Here is a 14,868-nt window from a genome sequence, read left to right on the forward strand (position 1 = left end):
CGCGCCCTAATCCCCTAGGTGGGCATCAGGTCCTGCCACGACCTGGCGGTTTTCCCGGTCAGATCCGTTTGCGCATAGAGCTTTCCGTCGGTTCCCAGGTACTCCCCCGTGCGCGGGTTGTACTGCTTGATGGCCAACGACGGGCCGTCCGATCCGGCATCGAACGCGGCCGGGGCGGCCATCGGCGCCGGACCCGGCAACGGACCCTGAGGTGCCGGTGCGGGCGGTGGCGCGGGGACCGCCGTCGGCGGCAGCGGCACATCGGCCGGGCTGGCCCCGGGCGGAATCGGAACCTCGGTGGCGCGGGGCAGCTCCGCCGGCGGCGCCGGCACGACGGCGGGATCCAGATGCGACCTCGGATCGTACGGCGGTGGTGGCACCGGAGGCGTGTTGTACAGCGGTTGTCCCGGCAGCAGCGGACCCGGCCCGGTGCCGGCGAAGTTCGGCGGCGGCGCGGGCAGCGGTGGCGGCATCGGAGGCCGGACATCGACTCCCGGCGGCAAGGGGGACCCCTGCAGCGGCCCGTAGATATTGGCGTCCGGATTCACCCGGTCATCCGGCGGAATGCCCTGTGCGATCAGGTTCGGGTCGATCGGGTACGGGCCCAGCGCATGCTGGCGTTGCGCCAGCGGCTTGAATCCCTCCGGGCTGTTGCACAATTCGACCGTCGGCGCCCGCTTGCCCGGGTGGCCCATACACGGATAGTTGCGCGCCCCGCGCACCGCGATCGGCGAATCCTGGGGCAGCTTGCAATAGATGTCGTCCGGGGTGTCGATGATGCTGGTGTCCGACGGTGACCGCCACGCCGACGGCGGCAGGAAGCCGACCGTGCAGGCGGCCGGGTCGCCGAGGCCCAGTGAGAACTCACCGTTGGGCATACCCGTCGGGTTGTTGATCGGCGCGTAGGTCTGCACCTGGGCCACATACGGCGGCAGCAGTACCAGCAGCTGCTCGATCGACGGGTTGTAGGTCACCGCGATCTGTCCGATGGTGGTCAGGTTCGCCAGGAACACCGGCAATGTCGGCTTCACCTGGTCGAGCAGTTTGGAGGTCTCCTGCGCGAAAGCCGGTCCGTTGGCCAGGATGTCGCGGAACTGCTGGTCGTTGTCGGACACCTGACCGGTGATCCCTGCCAGGCTGGCCGCCCACGTCCTGGTGGAGTCGACGGTCTGAGCCTGGGCATCCAGGAACGGGCCGGAATCATCGATCAACGCCCGCATCTGGTCGGAGACATTGTTGGCGTCGGTGGTGATGGTGGACGCCGAATCCAGCAGCGAGCCGAAGTCGTAACCGGCGCCGTTGAACGCGTTGTAGGTCTCGTCGAGCAGATCGCTGAGCCGGCCTTCGGGGATGCTGTCGACCAGTTGGCTCACCTGGTCCAGCATCGGCCCGACGGGCTGCGGAACCGCGGTGTCGGCCATCGCGACCACCGAACCGTTCTCCAGATAGGGGCCGGAATCGGTGCGCGGCAACAGATCCACGTACTGTTCGCCGACCGCTGAGATGCTACGCACCTCGGCGTGCAGGTCGGCCGGGATCCGCGGCGAGGTGTCCAGCGACAGCGTGGCCTCGGCGCCCTTGTCCGTCAGCGTCACGGCCGTTACCTTGCCGATCTGGACGCCGCGGTAGGTCACGTTGCTGAAGCGGTACAACCCACCCGAGGCCGGCAGCTCGACCTTCACGGTGATCCGGCCGATCCCCAACAGCGTCGGCGCCTGGATGTAGGCGAACACCATGACGGCGACACCGACGATCGAGGCGATGGTGAACAGGATCAACTGAGTTCTGACAAAGCGTGTGAGCATCAGCCACCCCCGGGGGTCGGCGGGACGGGAGCAGGCGGCGGTGTGCCGTAGGGACCGGCGAAGATGGGTGCGGACCCACCGGCATCGGCCACCGGCGCCGGTACCGGAGCGCCCGGCATGGTCATCGCCGGCGGCGGTGTCACGGGCAGGATCGGGCCCACGTTGGCCGGAATCGGCGGCGGCGGTGCCGCCGGCGGAGCGGCGGTGTCCGGCGGGAACGCATCCGGTGGCGGCGGGGTGACACCGGTCTTGAGCGGGTCATAGGTGTAGTTGAGGTAGTACGGGTCCCCCGGCGCCGGAACCAGCTGCGCGCCTTCCTTTTCCCAACGGGTCCCCAGAAACAGTGACCGCTTGAGCCGCGGAATGGTGAAGTCCACCGAGGCGAACAGGTTGTAGTAGTCACCGCGGATACCGCGATCCATGAAGCTCTGCGTGTACGGGAAGGTGGGCGCGTATCCCAGCACCGGCGCGAGGTCGGGGCCGAGGTCGGACAACGCCTTGATCACCGGCTCGAGATTCTTCAGGTTCGCCACCAGGTCGTCCTGGGACTCGTTGGCCAGCCGCGTGGCGGTGTCGCTGAACGTCCCGAGCTTCTGCAGTGCGGTGGTCAGCCGGGGCCGTTCGGCGATGAGTACGTCGATGGCCGGCGGAATGCGTTCCAGCGCCTGGGTGATCGTGTCACGCTGCCCGGCGAAGGTCGCCGACAACCGGTTCAGTGACTCGATGGACGCGACGATGTTGTCACGCTGGGCGTCCAGCGTGCCCACGAAAGTGTCCAGGCGCGTGATGAGGTCGCGCACGTCGGTCTCCCGGCCGGCCAGCGCCGCACTGAAGTTGTGGATGACGTCGCCGATCTGGCCCAGCCCGCCACCGTTGACCACCGCCGCCAGCGACGAGAGCGTCTGTTCGGTGGTCGGATAGGTCGAGGTCGCGTTCAACGCGATGGTGGCGCCCGGTTGCAGTTTCCCCTCGGGTTGCTCCCCGATCGGCGGGTTCAGCGCCAGGTGCATCGACCCCAGCAGGCTGGTCTGCCCGACGCTGGCCACGACGTTGGCCGGGACCACGACGTCGGGCTGCACCGAGAACTCGACATCGGCATGCCAGTTCTCGACGGTCATCTTCCGCACGCTGCCGACGATGACATCGTTGATCATCACCGGCGAATTGGGCTCCAGCTGAGCCACATTGGCGATCTGAACGTGGTAGACGCTGGCTTCGGCGCCGCGTCCGACAGCGCCGGGCAACGGCAACGAGTTGACGCCCTGGAAAGCGCAACCACTGGTGAACACCGCGGCACACGCACCGGCGGTAACCATTCGTTTCCAGCGCCTCGTCATGGTGTACCTCCTGCGGGCATCTCGGCGGCCAACGGGGGTCCCGGCGGCGGGCCGGCGGGCGCCAGCAGGTTGTAGACGCTGGGCGGCACGTTCGGCGGCGGACCGGCCGGGGCACCCGGCAGCAGTTGCTGTGCACCGGGCGGTAACTCGCCGGGCGCGCGACCGGTGTAGGGAGCCGGACCGGGTGCCACTCCTTCGTAGGCCGAGATCGGTGGCGGTGGCTCCGCCGGGGGCGCCGGTGGCGGTCCGTCGGTGGGCGCCAGGTCGGGTTCGGAGTAGATGATGTTCTCCGGGCTGGCCGACGGCATCAGGTACGGCTGGATGGGCAGCGGCAGGTAGTTGAAATTCAGCAGCCGCAACGCCGGGCCCAGGTAGTCGGCACACAGCTTCGCCGTCTCCGGGGCGGTGGTGTTCTCGACGGCTCCGATTGCCCCGCAGATGAACTCGACCGGATTGGTGAAGTTGTTGAGGACGAACTGACCGACCGCGCTGCCGGCATCCGGGTTGTAGATGTTGTAACCGTTGGCGAACGCGTTGGGTGCGACGTGCAGGACGTTCTCCAGATCCATCTTGTGGTCGACGAGATTCTGCACGACGTTGTTGAGGCGCTCGATCTGCTCCGAAGTCTGGTTGCGGCTACCCGCGACGAATCGCTGCACCTCGACGATGGACACCGACAGATTGTTCAGCGCCGCATCCAGATCGGAGCGGCTGCCGTCGACCACGCTGGTCAGGGTGGCCAACCGGTTCTGGAACGCCACGACCTGCTGATTGCTGTCGCGCAGGGCGGTGACGAATGTCTGCAGGTTCTTGATGATGTCGACGATGTTGCCGCTGCCGTCGGCGAGGATGCGCGCCACCCCGGACAGCTGCGAGATGGTCTGGCGCAGTTTGTCGCCGTTGCCGTCCATCGCGCTGGCGGCGCTGTCGATGAACCGCGACACCGACGTGCCGTCCACCCCGTTCTGCGGACCCAGCTCGGTCGACAGCCTCATCAACTGCTCTTTGACCTCATCCCATTCGATGGGAATGGCGGTGCGGTCGAGTGGGATCACCGAGTCGTCGGACATGGTGGGACCGCTGTCCCGGTAGGCCGGAGCCAACTGCACGTAGCGGGCCGCCACCAGGTTCTGCGCCACGATGACCGCTTTGGCGTCCGCGGGGATCGGAACATCGGGGTCGACCCTGAGCGTCACCCGGATCTGTTCCCCTTCCGGGGCAATGGATTCGATGGTTCCGACCTTCACGCCGGAGACACGTACCTCATCCCCCGGGTAGATGCCGGTGGCGGAGGTGAACAGGGCGCTGATGGTCTTCGGGGCGAAGAACAGCTGCCGGGCCACGAACGCTCCGCCCACCACCAGGGCGGCCGCGACCGCGACCGCCAGCCAGAGGGCCACTCGTCTGCTCATCAGCGTGAACCTCCCGGGATGCCGTTGTAGGGCAGCGGCAGCTCAGCGCGCGGACCCGCATTGTCAGGTGGCTGACCGGCGTTGACACCACGCCGGAAGCCGAGCGCGTAGTCGAAGAACGGCTGCAGCAACTGCGCCGGCTGCAGGTTGGGCACGTAGGCGTTGTAGTACGGCCCGTTGGCCAGCGTCTCGCCCTGTGTCACTTGAAATTTCGCGACGCCCGGCAGGATCTTGCCGATGTTGTCGCGGTTGCGCTCCAGCATTGCCGTCACCGAGTTCAACCGCTCCAGGGTGGGTGCCAGTTCGGCCTCGTTGTCCGCCACCAGGCCGGTCAGTTGATCGGCGACCGCGGCGGTGTTCGCGAGCAGGTCGACGATGGCCTGCCGCCGGTCGTTGAGCACCCCCAGCAGGTCATTGGCGTTCAGGATCAAGGTGTTGAGTTGATCGCTGCGCTGGGACAGGACGTCGGTGACGTCGGCCGCGCTCTTGAGCAGACTGGCCAGATTCTCGTTGCGGCTGTTGATCGACTGCGACAACCGGCTCAACCCGTCGAACGTCGGACCCAGCTGCGGGGCCAGCTGGTCGATGGTGGCCGACAGCGTGTCCAGCGACTGGTTCAACGACACCGTGTCGGTGCCGGCCGTGTTGGAGGTGAGCTCGCTGACCGCGTCGGTCAGTGAATACGGCGAGGACGTACGCGACGTCGGGATCACGCCGTCCAGGGAGCCGCTGCCGTCCGATTCCAGCGTGAGCACCCGCTCGCCGAGCAGGGAGCCGGTGCGGATGTGGGCGGTGGTCAGGGACCCCAGGGGGTACTTGCCCTGCACGGTGAACGACACCAGAGCGTCACCGTTGCTCAGCGAGATGTCAGACACCGAGCCCACTTTGATACCCGAGACGGTGACGTCGTTGCCGACGGTGATGCCACCGGCTTCGGTGAACAGCGCCTGATGGCGGATCGAGGTCGCCCATTGCAGCAACCGCTCGGGTTGCAGACCGACAGCGATGACCAGGACCATCAGCACCACGCCGATGAAACCGGCTTTGACGAGGTTGGATTCGCGGTATTTCAACATTACGGCTCCGCGCACCTCCCGCTTTCTTGTTTGATCCACGGGAACACCGCGGTCCGGCCTTGCAGATCGGTGACTCGGAAGGACAGGCCGCAGATGTAGTACATGATCCAGCTGCCGTAGGCCCCCAGCCGCCGCAGTTTGCGGTAGTTGTCGGGGCCCTTCTGCAGCGCGGCGTCCAGATTGGCCTTGCCGTCGTCGAGCAGCGGAGCCAGTACGTTGAGCCGGTCGACGGTGGCGTTCAGCGGTGGCCGCGCCGCGGTGAGAAGGCTTGCGATGGACGAGGTTCCGTTGTCCAGGGAGGTGATGGCCGCACCGATCGGGTCGCGGTCCTCGGAGAGTCCGGCGATCAGCTGTTCCAGTTTGTCGACCGTGCCGGAGAACTTGTCGCCGTCCTGGGACAAGGTCTTGACCACGGTGTTGAGGTTGTCGATCAGCTGCTCGACCACCTGGTTGTTGTCGGCCAATGTGGTGGAGAACGAGGAGGTCTTGCTCAACAGCGAGTCCAGCGTGCCCCCCTGGCCCTGCAGGATCTGGATCAGTGACGCCGTCAGCGCGTTCACGTCCTGGGGGTTGAGGCCTCGGATGACCGGCCGCAACCCGCCCAGCAGCAGGTCGAGGTCCAGCGCCGACTGGGTGCGGTCCTCCGGGATCTGCGAACCCGACGGCATGACGCGGGTGGAACCGGGGCCGTCGATCAGCTCGAGATACCGGTCCCCCACCAGATTCAGGTAGCGGACCGCGGCCTTGGTGCCGGTGGTGAGCACGATGCTGCGGTCTGCGTCGAATTCGACCAGGACCTTCCGGTCGTCTCGCAGCGACACCGATTCGACCGTTCCCACCCGGACTCCGGCGACTCGCACCGAGTCGCCCGACTCCAGCCGGGACGCGTCGTCGAAGACCGCTGAGTAACCCGAGGACGAACCGCCGCGGTACTCGCCGAATGTGGCGAACAGAAACCCGGTGAGCAGCAACATGACTGCCGCGAACACACCGAACTTGACGATGGTGCGAGTCGAGCCCGTCATCCCGGTTGTCCGATCTGTGCGGTGTTGCGGGGCGGGCCGTCCAACGGACCGAACAACAACTGCTTGAGGCCGTCGGAGTTCAGCAGGATGCCCTGGTTGCCGTACTGCCACGGGTTGGCTCCGGTATCGGTCACCAGGTAGGGCGCCCGCTGGCCGAACGGCACACGCGGCAGCTGCATGCACTGCGGACCACCCGAGGCCGCCACCTTGGGCAGGCTCGACGGGTAGCGGTAGCGCTCGATACCGAGGGTGAAGGCGACGTTGACGGCCACACCCGGATCCGGCGCCGGTGGCTGCCGGGACAGCACCGCCATGCCGGCGAGTGCACAGTTGAGCGCCGGAGCGTATTCGGAGAGGGTGTCGGTGGTGGGCACCAGCAGACGCAGCAGCTCCGACAGGGCGGGTTGATTGGTGCCCACCACGTCGTTGCCCATGTCGGCCAGGCCGATCATGCTGACCAGGAAGGCATCCAGATTCTGCTGCTCGTCGACGATGCTGTCACTGATGCGGGTGGCGTTGTCGACGGTGCGCACCAGGTCGGGTCCGGCGTCGGCGTAGGCGGTGGCCACCGGGGCGGTCAGTTCGATATCGCGGCTCAGGTTCGGCAAACTGGGCTCCAGCTTCTCCAGCAGGGCCTCGAACTCGGTGAGCGAGTTGCCGAATCGCTCGCCGCGGCCGGCGAACGCCTCCGACATCGCACCCAGGGTCTCGTTGAGCTTCACCGGGTCGATCCTGTTGAGCACCCGGGTGAGCTGTTGGAACACCGTGTTGATCTCGACGGTGACGTGCTGGCCCTCGAACACTTGGCCGGCGTGCATCGTCTGTGGCGAGGGGTCATCCGGCGGGACCAGGTTGACGAACTTGGCACCGAACACCGTCGAGGACGCGACGTCCACCTGCACGTTGGCCGGGATGAGGTGCAGCTGACCGGGATCCATGTCGAGGTGCAGGGCGGCCATACCGTCGGGCTGGTAGGCGATCGAGCGGACGGTCCCGACCTGCACGCCGCGCATCTTGACCTTGGCGTCGGCGTTCATCACCAGACCGGCCCGTGGCGAGAGCACAGTCACCGGAACCGATTTGGTGAAGCTGCCGTTGAACAGGCCGATCGCCACCACGACGACGGCGAGGATCACCAGCACGGTCACCAGTCCGGCGATGGGTCGCGCCTTGCTCGACGACCCGAAGCTGCCACCCGATCGTGCAGCCACCGGGCTCGCGGCCGTGGTGGTCTCCGAGCGGTGCATGGGGCCCGGGCCGAGATTGTGTGCCATGTTGTCGCCCCCTAACCCGACAGGTTGAAGTTGCCGTTGGAGCCGTACACCGACAGCGAGACCAGCAGCGTCACCGAGACCACCACGATCAGCGAGGTACGCACCGCATTGCCGACGGCCACTCCCACCCCCGACGGCCCGCCCGAGGCGAAGTAACCGAAATAGGTGTGGATCAACAGGATCGACACCGCCATCAACGTCGCCTGCAGGAAAGACCACAGCAGATCGACCGGGTTGAGGAATGTCGTGAAGTAGTGGTCGTACAGGCCGCCGGACTGACCGAGCAGCACCGTGGTGGTGAACTGCGATGCCAGAAACGACAGGATCACCGCGATCGAGTACAGCGGCGTGATGGCCACCATGCCGGCCACGATGCGTGTCGAGACCAGGTACTCGACGGGCCGGATCCCCATCGACTCCAGGGCATCGATCTCCTCGTTGATCCGCATGGCACCCAGTTGCGCGGTGACGCCCGCACCGAATGTCGCCGCCAGGCCGATGCCGGCGACGATGGGTGCCGAGATTCGCACGTTGATGAACGCCGCCAGGAATCCCGTCAGCGCCTCGATCCCGATGTTGCCCAGTGAGCTGTACCCCTGGATGGCCAACACCCCGCCTGTGGCCAGGGTCAGGAACCCGACGATCACCACGGTGCCACCGATCATGGCGAGGGTGCCTGCGCCCATCGAGATCTCGGCGATCAGCCGGATGACCTCCTTGCGGAAATGGACCGTCGCGTGGGGGATCCCCGCCAGTGCGCGCCCGTAGAACAGGGTGTGGTCACCGATCCGGGACAGCAGGGAAACCGGCCGGCCGAGGTGGTTCACCACCCGCGGGAACCGCGACCGCAATACCGCTGAGGTGCCCATGATTACCGCCTCTCAGCCGTTCGTCATCTGGATGCCGATGGCCGTCACCACGACGTTGATCACGAACAACGCCATGAACGCGTAGACCACTGTCTCGTTGACGGCGTTACCCACCGCTTTGGCTCCGCCGCCGGTGATGGTCAGTCCGCGATAGCAGGCAACCAGTCCGGCGATCAGCCCGAACAGCGCTGCCTTGACACAGGAGATGATCACCTCGGGAACACCCGTGAGCAAGGTGATCCCGGCCGCGAACGCACCCGGGTTCACGTCCTGGACGAACACCGAGAAGATGTAGCCGCCGAGGATGCCGACGATCACCACCAGGCTGTTGAGCAGCAGCGCCACCAGCCCGGAGGCGAGCATCCGCGGGGTCACCAACCGCTGCACCGGGTTGATGCCCAGCACCTCCATGGCGTCGATCTCCTCGCGGATGGTCCGCGACCCCAGGTCGGCGCACATCGCCGTCGCCCCGGCGCCGGCCACGATCAGCACCGTCACCAGCGGGCCGACCTGGGTGACCGCACCGAAAGCCGCACCCGCCCCGGACAAGTCGGCCGCACCGAGCTCGCGCAGCAGGATGTTCAACGTGAAGCTCACCAGCACGGTGAACGGGATGGCCACCAGCAGCGTCGGCGCCAGCGACACCTTGGCCACGAACCACGACTGCTCCAGGAACTCCCGCCACTGGAACGGCCGCCGGAACACGAACCTCACCGCGTCGGACGACATCGAGAACAACCCGCCGACGGCCTGCATCGGACCGGACAGGTTCTGGATCCGCCCGATCCCCGGCGACCACCGCTCGGCTCCCTTACTCGCCATCGCCGGGCCCCTCCAGAATCGTCACCGCTGAGACAGCGGTCGGACCGCCGATGTTGTGCGCCAGAGCGATTCGCGCTCCGTCCACTTGATTGACCGCCTCACCGCGCAGCTGCGCAAAAAGCTCCACACACTGGGCCACGCCGGTGGCACCCGGCGGATGCCCCTTGGCCTTGAGTCCCCCGCTGGGGTTGACCGGCAATGCACCGCCGACGGTGGTGACCTCGGTTTCGAGCAGCTTGTAGGCCTCGAAACGGTTGGCGAAGCCCAGATCCTCGTAACTGATCATCTCCACGCCGGTGAAGAAGTCGTGCACCTCGGCGACATCGATGTCCGATGGCGTGAGCCCCGCCATGGTGAAGGCCTGTTTGGCCGCCCGCACGGTGGACGGAAAGGTGGTCATGTCCCGTTTGTGTTGATGCATCACCGAGTCCAGGCCCAGCCCGACTCCCCGCACCCAGACGGGGCGGGCGGTGAAGCGGTCCACCACGTCCTCGGCGGCCAGAATCACCGCGGCCGCGCCGTCGCTCTGCGGAGCGCAGTCGTAGACGCCGAACGGGGTGACCACCGTGGGCGCCGCCAGCGCCTCCTCGACGGTGATCTCGAAACGCAACCGCGCCTTCGGATTCGTCACTCCGTGGCGGTGGTTCTTCACCGCGACCATCGCCATGTGCTCACGCGTGGCCGGTGACTCGTGGAGATAGCGGTTGAGGTGAAGCGCGAATCCGGCCGGCGCCACCAGCCCCAGCGGGTAGTCCCACGCCATGTCCCGGGTCATGGCCTCCCACTCCCAGAGCATGGTTTTCGACGTGGTGTCGCGGAGCTTGTCCGCGCCCATCACCAGCGCCACGTCATACGCACCCGACGCGATCCCGAACACTGCGTTGCGCACCGCGTCATTGCCGGTGGCGCAGGAGTTCTCGACCCGCGTGACCGGCAGGTCGGGCAGGCCCAGACTGTCGGCGAGGATGCCGGAAGGGAATCCGTCGGTGGTACCCATCGAGCCGAACCACGCCGCTTGCAGATCGGCCTTCTGCACACCCTTGTCGACGCTCGCGGCGCAGTCGGCGAACGCCATCGGCAGCAAATCTTTGATGCCCAACGCAAAGTGTTCACCGAACGGCGTCATGCCGGCACCGACGATGGCTGCCCGTCTCACGCTGCCTCCGATTCCACTTGGAAGGCATAACCGTAATCCGGAACTCCCGATCGCACTGCCACTCTGCGCAAAACAAGTCGGCCACGGTCACCGATGTTCACCGAATCAGGTGCGGCGCCGGTGGACTTCACGAGTGCGCGCACGTCGACCCCATCGAGTTCGACGATCACCAAGTCATACGGAGTGCGCAGCCCGGGAACCGGAATATGAACGGAGACAGTGGTATACACCGTTCCGGTACGGGGCAGCGCCACCAGCTCGTAATCCCGGGCCAGCGCACCGTCCTGCGCCACACGGTACCGTGGCGGGAAGTCCAGATGCTCACTTTCAGCAAATTTGCCGGCTTCCCACCGCGTCTTGGCCTCGAAGGCGCGCTCGTAGGCCGCCAGCGAGATCGGGATGTCGGCGTCATCGGCGTAGCAGGTCTCCGGTTGCGGGCGGGCGGAGGGTTCCTGCCGGAACGTGGGCGCCACGCCGCCCACGACGGTGATACCGGACAAGCTGGCCTGTTCGACGGCCACCAACGGCCCCGTCGTCCCAGCCTCGGAGAGATGTGCCAGCGCGAAGAAGCCAGCGCTGGCACCGTGGGTGGGCAGCAGTGGTGGAACCCCTTGGCACAGGTCGACGGCCTGCTTGTGCTCCACCCCGGCGACCGCCACCGGAGTGTCCAGCCAGGCCGCCTCCAACGACGCGACCAGGCCACGTTCGTGGAGCAGGCGCGGATCACCGTAATCATGAACCGCGCCACTGGCGTTGCGTGTGCGTACCGGAAGGCTGCGCGCCACCCGGGCCGCGGTGCGGACCTTCAATCCACGGTCGGCGGTGATGACCGCCGCCGCCCCTGCCGGGTCGAGGTCGACCCCGACGATCATGGTCCGCGGCCGGGCCGAGCTCAACGCGTCCAGTGCCGCCGGCGCCCCGCCGAGCCGTTCGGCGACCTCGAGTTCGGGGTCGAGCCCCAGACCCGCCAACAACACCGCGGCATTGCTGCTGTCGGTGAGGGGCAGATCGCGGGTCACCAGGACGACGTTCTCGACCGCGGCGCCGCCGCGCAGCGCGGCACGTCCGGCTTCCACCGCGAGAGTGATCGCGTCCTCATCGTCACCGGCAATGCGACGTGCATCACACCCCCAGCAGGGCAGGTAGGTGCCTATCGCGGCGATGAATGGCATGGGCTGGTCTCTGGTCCGTTGTCGTGTTCTAGGTGACGGCGCCGGCAGTCTTGAGCTCGATGATGCGGTCCCAGTCCAGGCCCAGCTCCTCGAGCACCTCGTCGGTCTGTTCGGCGAACCCCGGGGCGGGTCCGGTGCTGGGTGCGCTCACATCGAACTGGACCGGGTTGGCCACCAACTCGAGTTCTCCCGCCTGGACCAGATATTGGTTGGCCCGGATCTGGGCGTCTTCGGCTGCCTGCAGGGTGTCCTGCACCGGCGCCCACGGCCCGGCCAGGGTGGCGAAGCGCTCGCTCCATTCCGGCAGGGTGCGGCTGCCGATCACCTCGCGCAGGATTGCGACGGCATCTGCGGTGTGTTCGGCGATGGACTGCGCGGTGGCAAAGCGAGGGTCGTCGATCAGATCCTCGCGGTCGATGTGCGTGCACACGTCGGCCCAGAACTTGGTCGGCTGCATCATCACCAGTGAGATGTAGCGGTCGTCCTTCGTGGCATACACCCCCACCAGCGGATTGATCGGGGAACCGTGCACCCCGGGCGGTTGCGCGACCAGCCGCTCGTGCAGGTGCGAGGTCAAGGCGATGGTGTGGCCCATGGCCCACAGCCCGCTGCCCAGCAGTGAGACGTCGACGGTGGACGGTTCGCCGGTGCGTTCGCGCTTGAGCAGCGCTGCGGCGATGCCGCCGGCAAGGTTGGTGCCGGAGATGGTGTCACCGTAGGCCGGCCCGGGCGGGCCGATCATGCCTTCGAGCCCCGGCGGGGTGATGGTGGCGGCGGTACCGGCCCGGCACCAGAAGGCCGTCATGTCGTACCCGCCCTTCTCCGCCTCGATGCCCCGCGGGCCGAGCGCGCTGCCCCTGGCGTAGATGATGTCGGGGTTCACCGCACGGATGTCGTCGACGTCGATGCCGAACTTCTTGCGGTGCCCCGGAAGAAAACTCGTCAGGAACACATCCGAACGACGGGCGAGTTCCAGCAGGATCTCCCGGCCCTCGGGAATCGAGATGTCCAGGCCGACACTGCGCTTGCCACGGTTGGCGTGCTCGATGTTGGGGTTCGGGTCGCCCTCCACTTTCAGGGGCCCGGTCTGGCGCAGCCCGCGCTGCGGGTCGCCGGTGACGGCGTGCTCGATCTTGATGACATCGGCACCCCATTCGGCCAGCACCGCACCCGCCGACGGGACGAACCCGTACATCGCGACTTCGAGGACGCGGATCCCGTCCAAAGGCCCACTCATTGCTCGCTCCTCCTCGGGGCTCGTGCCTCGCCCCGCATCGGTCGACTCGCGGTAGGCCCACTCATTGCTCGCTCCTCCTCGGGGCTCGTGCCTCGCCCCGCATCGGTCGACTCGCGGTAGGCCCACTCATTGCTCGCTCCTCCTCGGGGCTCGCGGTAGGCCCACTCATGAAGCAACCACCGTGGCGAACGTCTTGCGTTCCTGGAACTCTTCGAGTCCGGCCTCGCCCATCTCGCGGCCGATACCGGACTGCTTGTATCCGCCGAACGGCGCGTCGGGGCTGAAGTAGTTGCCGCCGTTGATGGAGAAGGTGCCCGTGCGGATGCGCCGCGCCATGGCCAGCGCCCGCTCCTCGCTGCCGAAGATCGCCCCCGACAAGCCGTAGATGGAGTTGTTGGCGATACGCACTGCGTCGTCGTCCCCGTCGTAGGCGATCACCACGAGCACCGGCCCGAAGACTTCCTCCTGCGCGATCTCGGCGTCCGGGTCGACGTCGGTGAGCAGCGTGGGCGTATAGAAGTAGCCGGGATCTTTCTTCTCCCCACCGGTGACCAAGGTGGCGCCCGCCTCGACCGCGCGGCGCACCATCGCGTCGACCTTGTCGCGCTGCTTCTCACTGATGAGCGGCCCCATGTAGGTCTTGGGATCGTTCGGATCGCCGTACCGCACGAACGAGAAGTTCGTCTTGATCAGTTCGACGATCTCGTCGTGATGGGCCTTCGGCACCAGCAGCCGGGAGGTCAGCGCACAGCCCTGGCCGGCGTGGGTGACCATGCTGAACGCCGAGAACACCGCAGCGGTGTTGAAGTCGGCGTCGTCGAGCACGATCGCCGCCGACTTGCCGCCGAGTTCGAGGAAGACCCGCTTGAGCGTGTCGCTGGCGGCGGCCATGATTCGCCGGCCCGTCGGCGTCGAACCGGTGAACGTCACCATGTCGACGTCCGGGCTGGTGGTCAGCACGGCCCCCACTTCGGGGTCGGCTCCGGAGAGCACATTGACGACGCCGGCCGGGATGTCGGTGTGTTGGGCGATCAACTCCCCCAGAGCCAGTGTGACCAGGGGTGTGTCGGGCGCGGCTTTGAGAACGAGGGTGCAGCCGGCCGCGAGTGCGGGTGCGAGCTTGGCCAGCGCCAGCTGATTCGGGTAGTTGTAGGCGATGATCGCCGCGACGACGCCGGCGGCTTCCTTCTCCACCCACCGGTGATGCTGCATGCCGCGGCTCTCGATGTTGCCGAGGTCCTCGGTCATCGGATAGGTCTTCAGCAGATCGGCGTAGTACTTGACGATGGCCACCGGTTGATCCAGCTGCGCCCCGGCGAGCAGTGCCGGAGTGGCACCCACCTCGTCGGTGGTCAATTGGCCGAGCTCGTCGCGGTGATCCACCAAAGCCTGGTGAAGTTGCTCGAGGCAGCGGATCCGCAGTTCCACGTTCGTCGACCAGTCCGTGGTGTCGAAAGCCCGCCGTGCCGCGGCGACGGCCGCCTCCGCGTCGGCGACGCCGGCATCGGGCGCGTAGCCCAGTACGTCGCCGGTGGCGGGATTCCGGCTCGGAAACGTCCGCCCGGTGTCCACCAGCTCCCCGTTGATCAGCAGCCGGCGATCCGCCGGACGCCTCGTCGTGTCGGTAGCCGTGTCACTGCCCGCGACTGTCTCCGCCGATCCCATTCACCCTCCTCGTCGAGT

12 protein-coding genes are annotated in these 14,868 nt (G+C 66.9%); all 12 read right to left on the reverse strand.

Annotation, left to right across the window (positions count from 1 at the left end; translation table 11 throughout):
- Positions 1-14: 14 nt before the first annotated feature.
- Positions 15-1,805: an MCE family protein gene (locus tag NL241_RS25415; RefSeq protein WP_487693314.1), complete on the reverse strand. Its 1,791-nt coding sequence runs from the start codon at positions 1,803-1,805 to the stop codon at positions 15-17.
- A complete protein-coding gene (locus tag NL241_RS25420; protein WP_487693313.1) occupies positions 1,805-3,142 on the reverse strand; it encodes an MCE family protein in 1,338 nt (445 codons plus the stop codon). The genes NL241_RS25415 and NL241_RS25420 overlap by 1 nt, the downstream gene beginning before the upstream one ends.
- Positions 3,139-4,554 (reverse strand): MCE family protein, encoded by a 1,416-nt coding sequence (locus tag NL241_RS25425; protein ID WP_494395379.1) that lies wholly within the window; start codon positions 4,552-4,554, stop codon positions 3,139-3,141. Before NL241_RS25425 ends, NL241_RS25420 begins: the two co-directional genes overlap by 4 nt.
- Entirely contained in the window at positions 4,554-5,630 is a 1,077-nt protein-coding gene (locus NL241_RS25430) for an MCE family protein (RefSeq protein ID WP_487693310.1), read from the reverse strand. The genes NL241_RS25425 and NL241_RS25430 overlap by 1 nt, the downstream gene beginning before the upstream one ends.
- On the reverse strand, positions 5,630-6,655 hold the full coding sequence (locus NL241_RS25435; RefSeq protein ID WP_487693308.1) for an MCE family protein: 1,026 nt from the start codon (positions 6,653-6,655) through the stop codon (positions 5,630-5,632). Before NL241_RS25435 ends, NL241_RS25430 begins: the two co-directional genes overlap by 1 nt.
- Positions 6,652-7,929, reverse strand: coding sequence for an MCE family protein (locus NL241_RS25440; RefSeq protein WP_494395380.1), 1,278 nt, complete (start codon positions 7,927-7,929; stop codon positions 6,652-6,654). The genes NL241_RS25435 and NL241_RS25440 overlap by 4 nt, the downstream gene beginning before the upstream one ends.
- Before the next feature lie 11 nt (positions 7,930-7,940).
- The gene (locus NL241_RS25445) at positions 7,941-8,798 is read right to left on the reverse strand and encodes an MlaE family ABC transporter permease (protein WP_487693306.1); all 858 of its coding nucleotides are present in this window, start codon (positions 8,796-8,798) and stop codon (positions 7,941-7,943) included.
- Between the two features lie 12 nt (positions 8,799-8,810).
- Entirely contained in the window at positions 8,811-9,620 is an 810-nt protein-coding gene (locus NL241_RS25450) for an MlaE family ABC transporter permease (RefSeq protein ID WP_487693305.1), read from the reverse strand.
- Positions 9,610-10,776 carry a thiolase C-terminal domain-containing protein gene (locus tag NL241_RS25455; protein WP_494395381.1) on the reverse strand — a complete coding sequence of 389 codons (1,167 nt, stop codon included), beginning with the start codon at positions 10,774-10,776 and terminating at the stop codon, positions 9,610-9,612. Before NL241_RS25455 ends, NL241_RS25450 begins: the two co-directional genes overlap by 11 nt.
- Complete coding sequence (locus NL241_RS25460; protein ID WP_494395382.1) at positions 10,773-11,948, reverse strand: Zn-ribbon domain-containing OB-fold protein; 1,176 nt, start codon at positions 11,946-11,948, stop codon at positions 10,773-10,775. The genes NL241_RS25455 and NL241_RS25460 overlap by 4 nt, the downstream gene beginning before the upstream one ends.
- A gap of 28 nt (positions 11,949-11,976) precedes the next feature.
- Positions 11,977-13,185, reverse strand: coding sequence for a CaiB/BaiF CoA transferase family protein (locus NL241_RS25465; RefSeq protein WP_487693302.1), 1,209 nt, complete (start codon positions 13,183-13,185; stop codon positions 11,977-11,979).
- A gap of 165 nt (positions 13,186-13,350) precedes the next feature.
- Positions 13,351-14,850, reverse strand: coding sequence for an aldehyde dehydrogenase family protein (locus NL241_RS25470; protein WP_494395383.1), 1,500 nt, complete (start codon positions 14,848-14,850; stop codon positions 13,351-13,353).
- Between the last annotated feature and the right edge of the window lie 18 nt (positions 14,851-14,868).

This window comes from Mycolicibacterium sp. SMGY-1XX (genome assembly GCF_059132455.1).

Bases quoted from the DNA above. Each gene is read 5' to 3' on its own strand.
- NL241_RS25435 (WP_487693308.1), bottom strand. From the start codon at position 6,655: ATGACGGGCTCGACTCGCACCATCGTCAAGTTCGGTGTGTTCGCGGCA.
- NL241_RS25465 (WP_487693302.1), bottom strand. From the start codon at position 13,185: ATGAGTGGGCCTTTGGACGGGATCCGCGTCCTCGAAGTCGCGATGTAC.
- NL241_RS25450 (WP_487693305.1), bottom strand. From the start codon at position 9,620: ATGGCGAGTAAGGGAGCCGAGCGGTGGTCGCCGGGGATCGGGCGGATC.
- NL241_RS25425 (WP_494395379.1), bottom strand. From the start codon at position 4,554: ATGAGCAGACGAGTGGCCCTCTGGCTGGCGGTCGCGGTCGCGGCCGCC.
- NL241_RS25415 (WP_487693314.1), bottom strand. From the start codon at position 1,805: ATGCTCACACGCTTTGTCAGAACTCAGTTGATCCTGTTCACCATCGCC.
- NL241_RS25470 (WP_494395383.1), bottom strand. From the start codon at position 14,850: ATGGGATCGGCGGAGACAGTCGCGGGCAGTGACACGGCTACCGACACG.
- NL241_RS25430 (WP_487693310.1), bottom strand. From the start codon at position 5,630: ATGTTGAAATACCGCGAATCCAACCTCGTCAAAGCCGGTTTCATCGGC.
- NL241_RS25460 (WP_494395382.1), bottom strand. From the start codon at position 11,948: ATGCCATTCATCGCCGCGATAGGCACCTACCTGCCCTGCTGGGGGTGT.
- NL241_RS25445 (WP_487693306.1), bottom strand. From the start codon at position 8,798: ATGGGCACCTCAGCGGTATTGCGGTCGCGGTTCCCGCGGGTGGTGAAC.
- NL241_RS25420 (WP_487693313.1), bottom strand. From the start codon at position 3,142: ATGACGAGGCGCTGGAAACGAATGGTTACCGCCGGTGCGTGTGCCGCG.
- NL241_RS25440 (WP_494395380.1), bottom strand. From the start codon at position 7,929: ATGGCACACAATCTCGGCCCGGGCCCCATGCACCGCTCGGAGACCACC.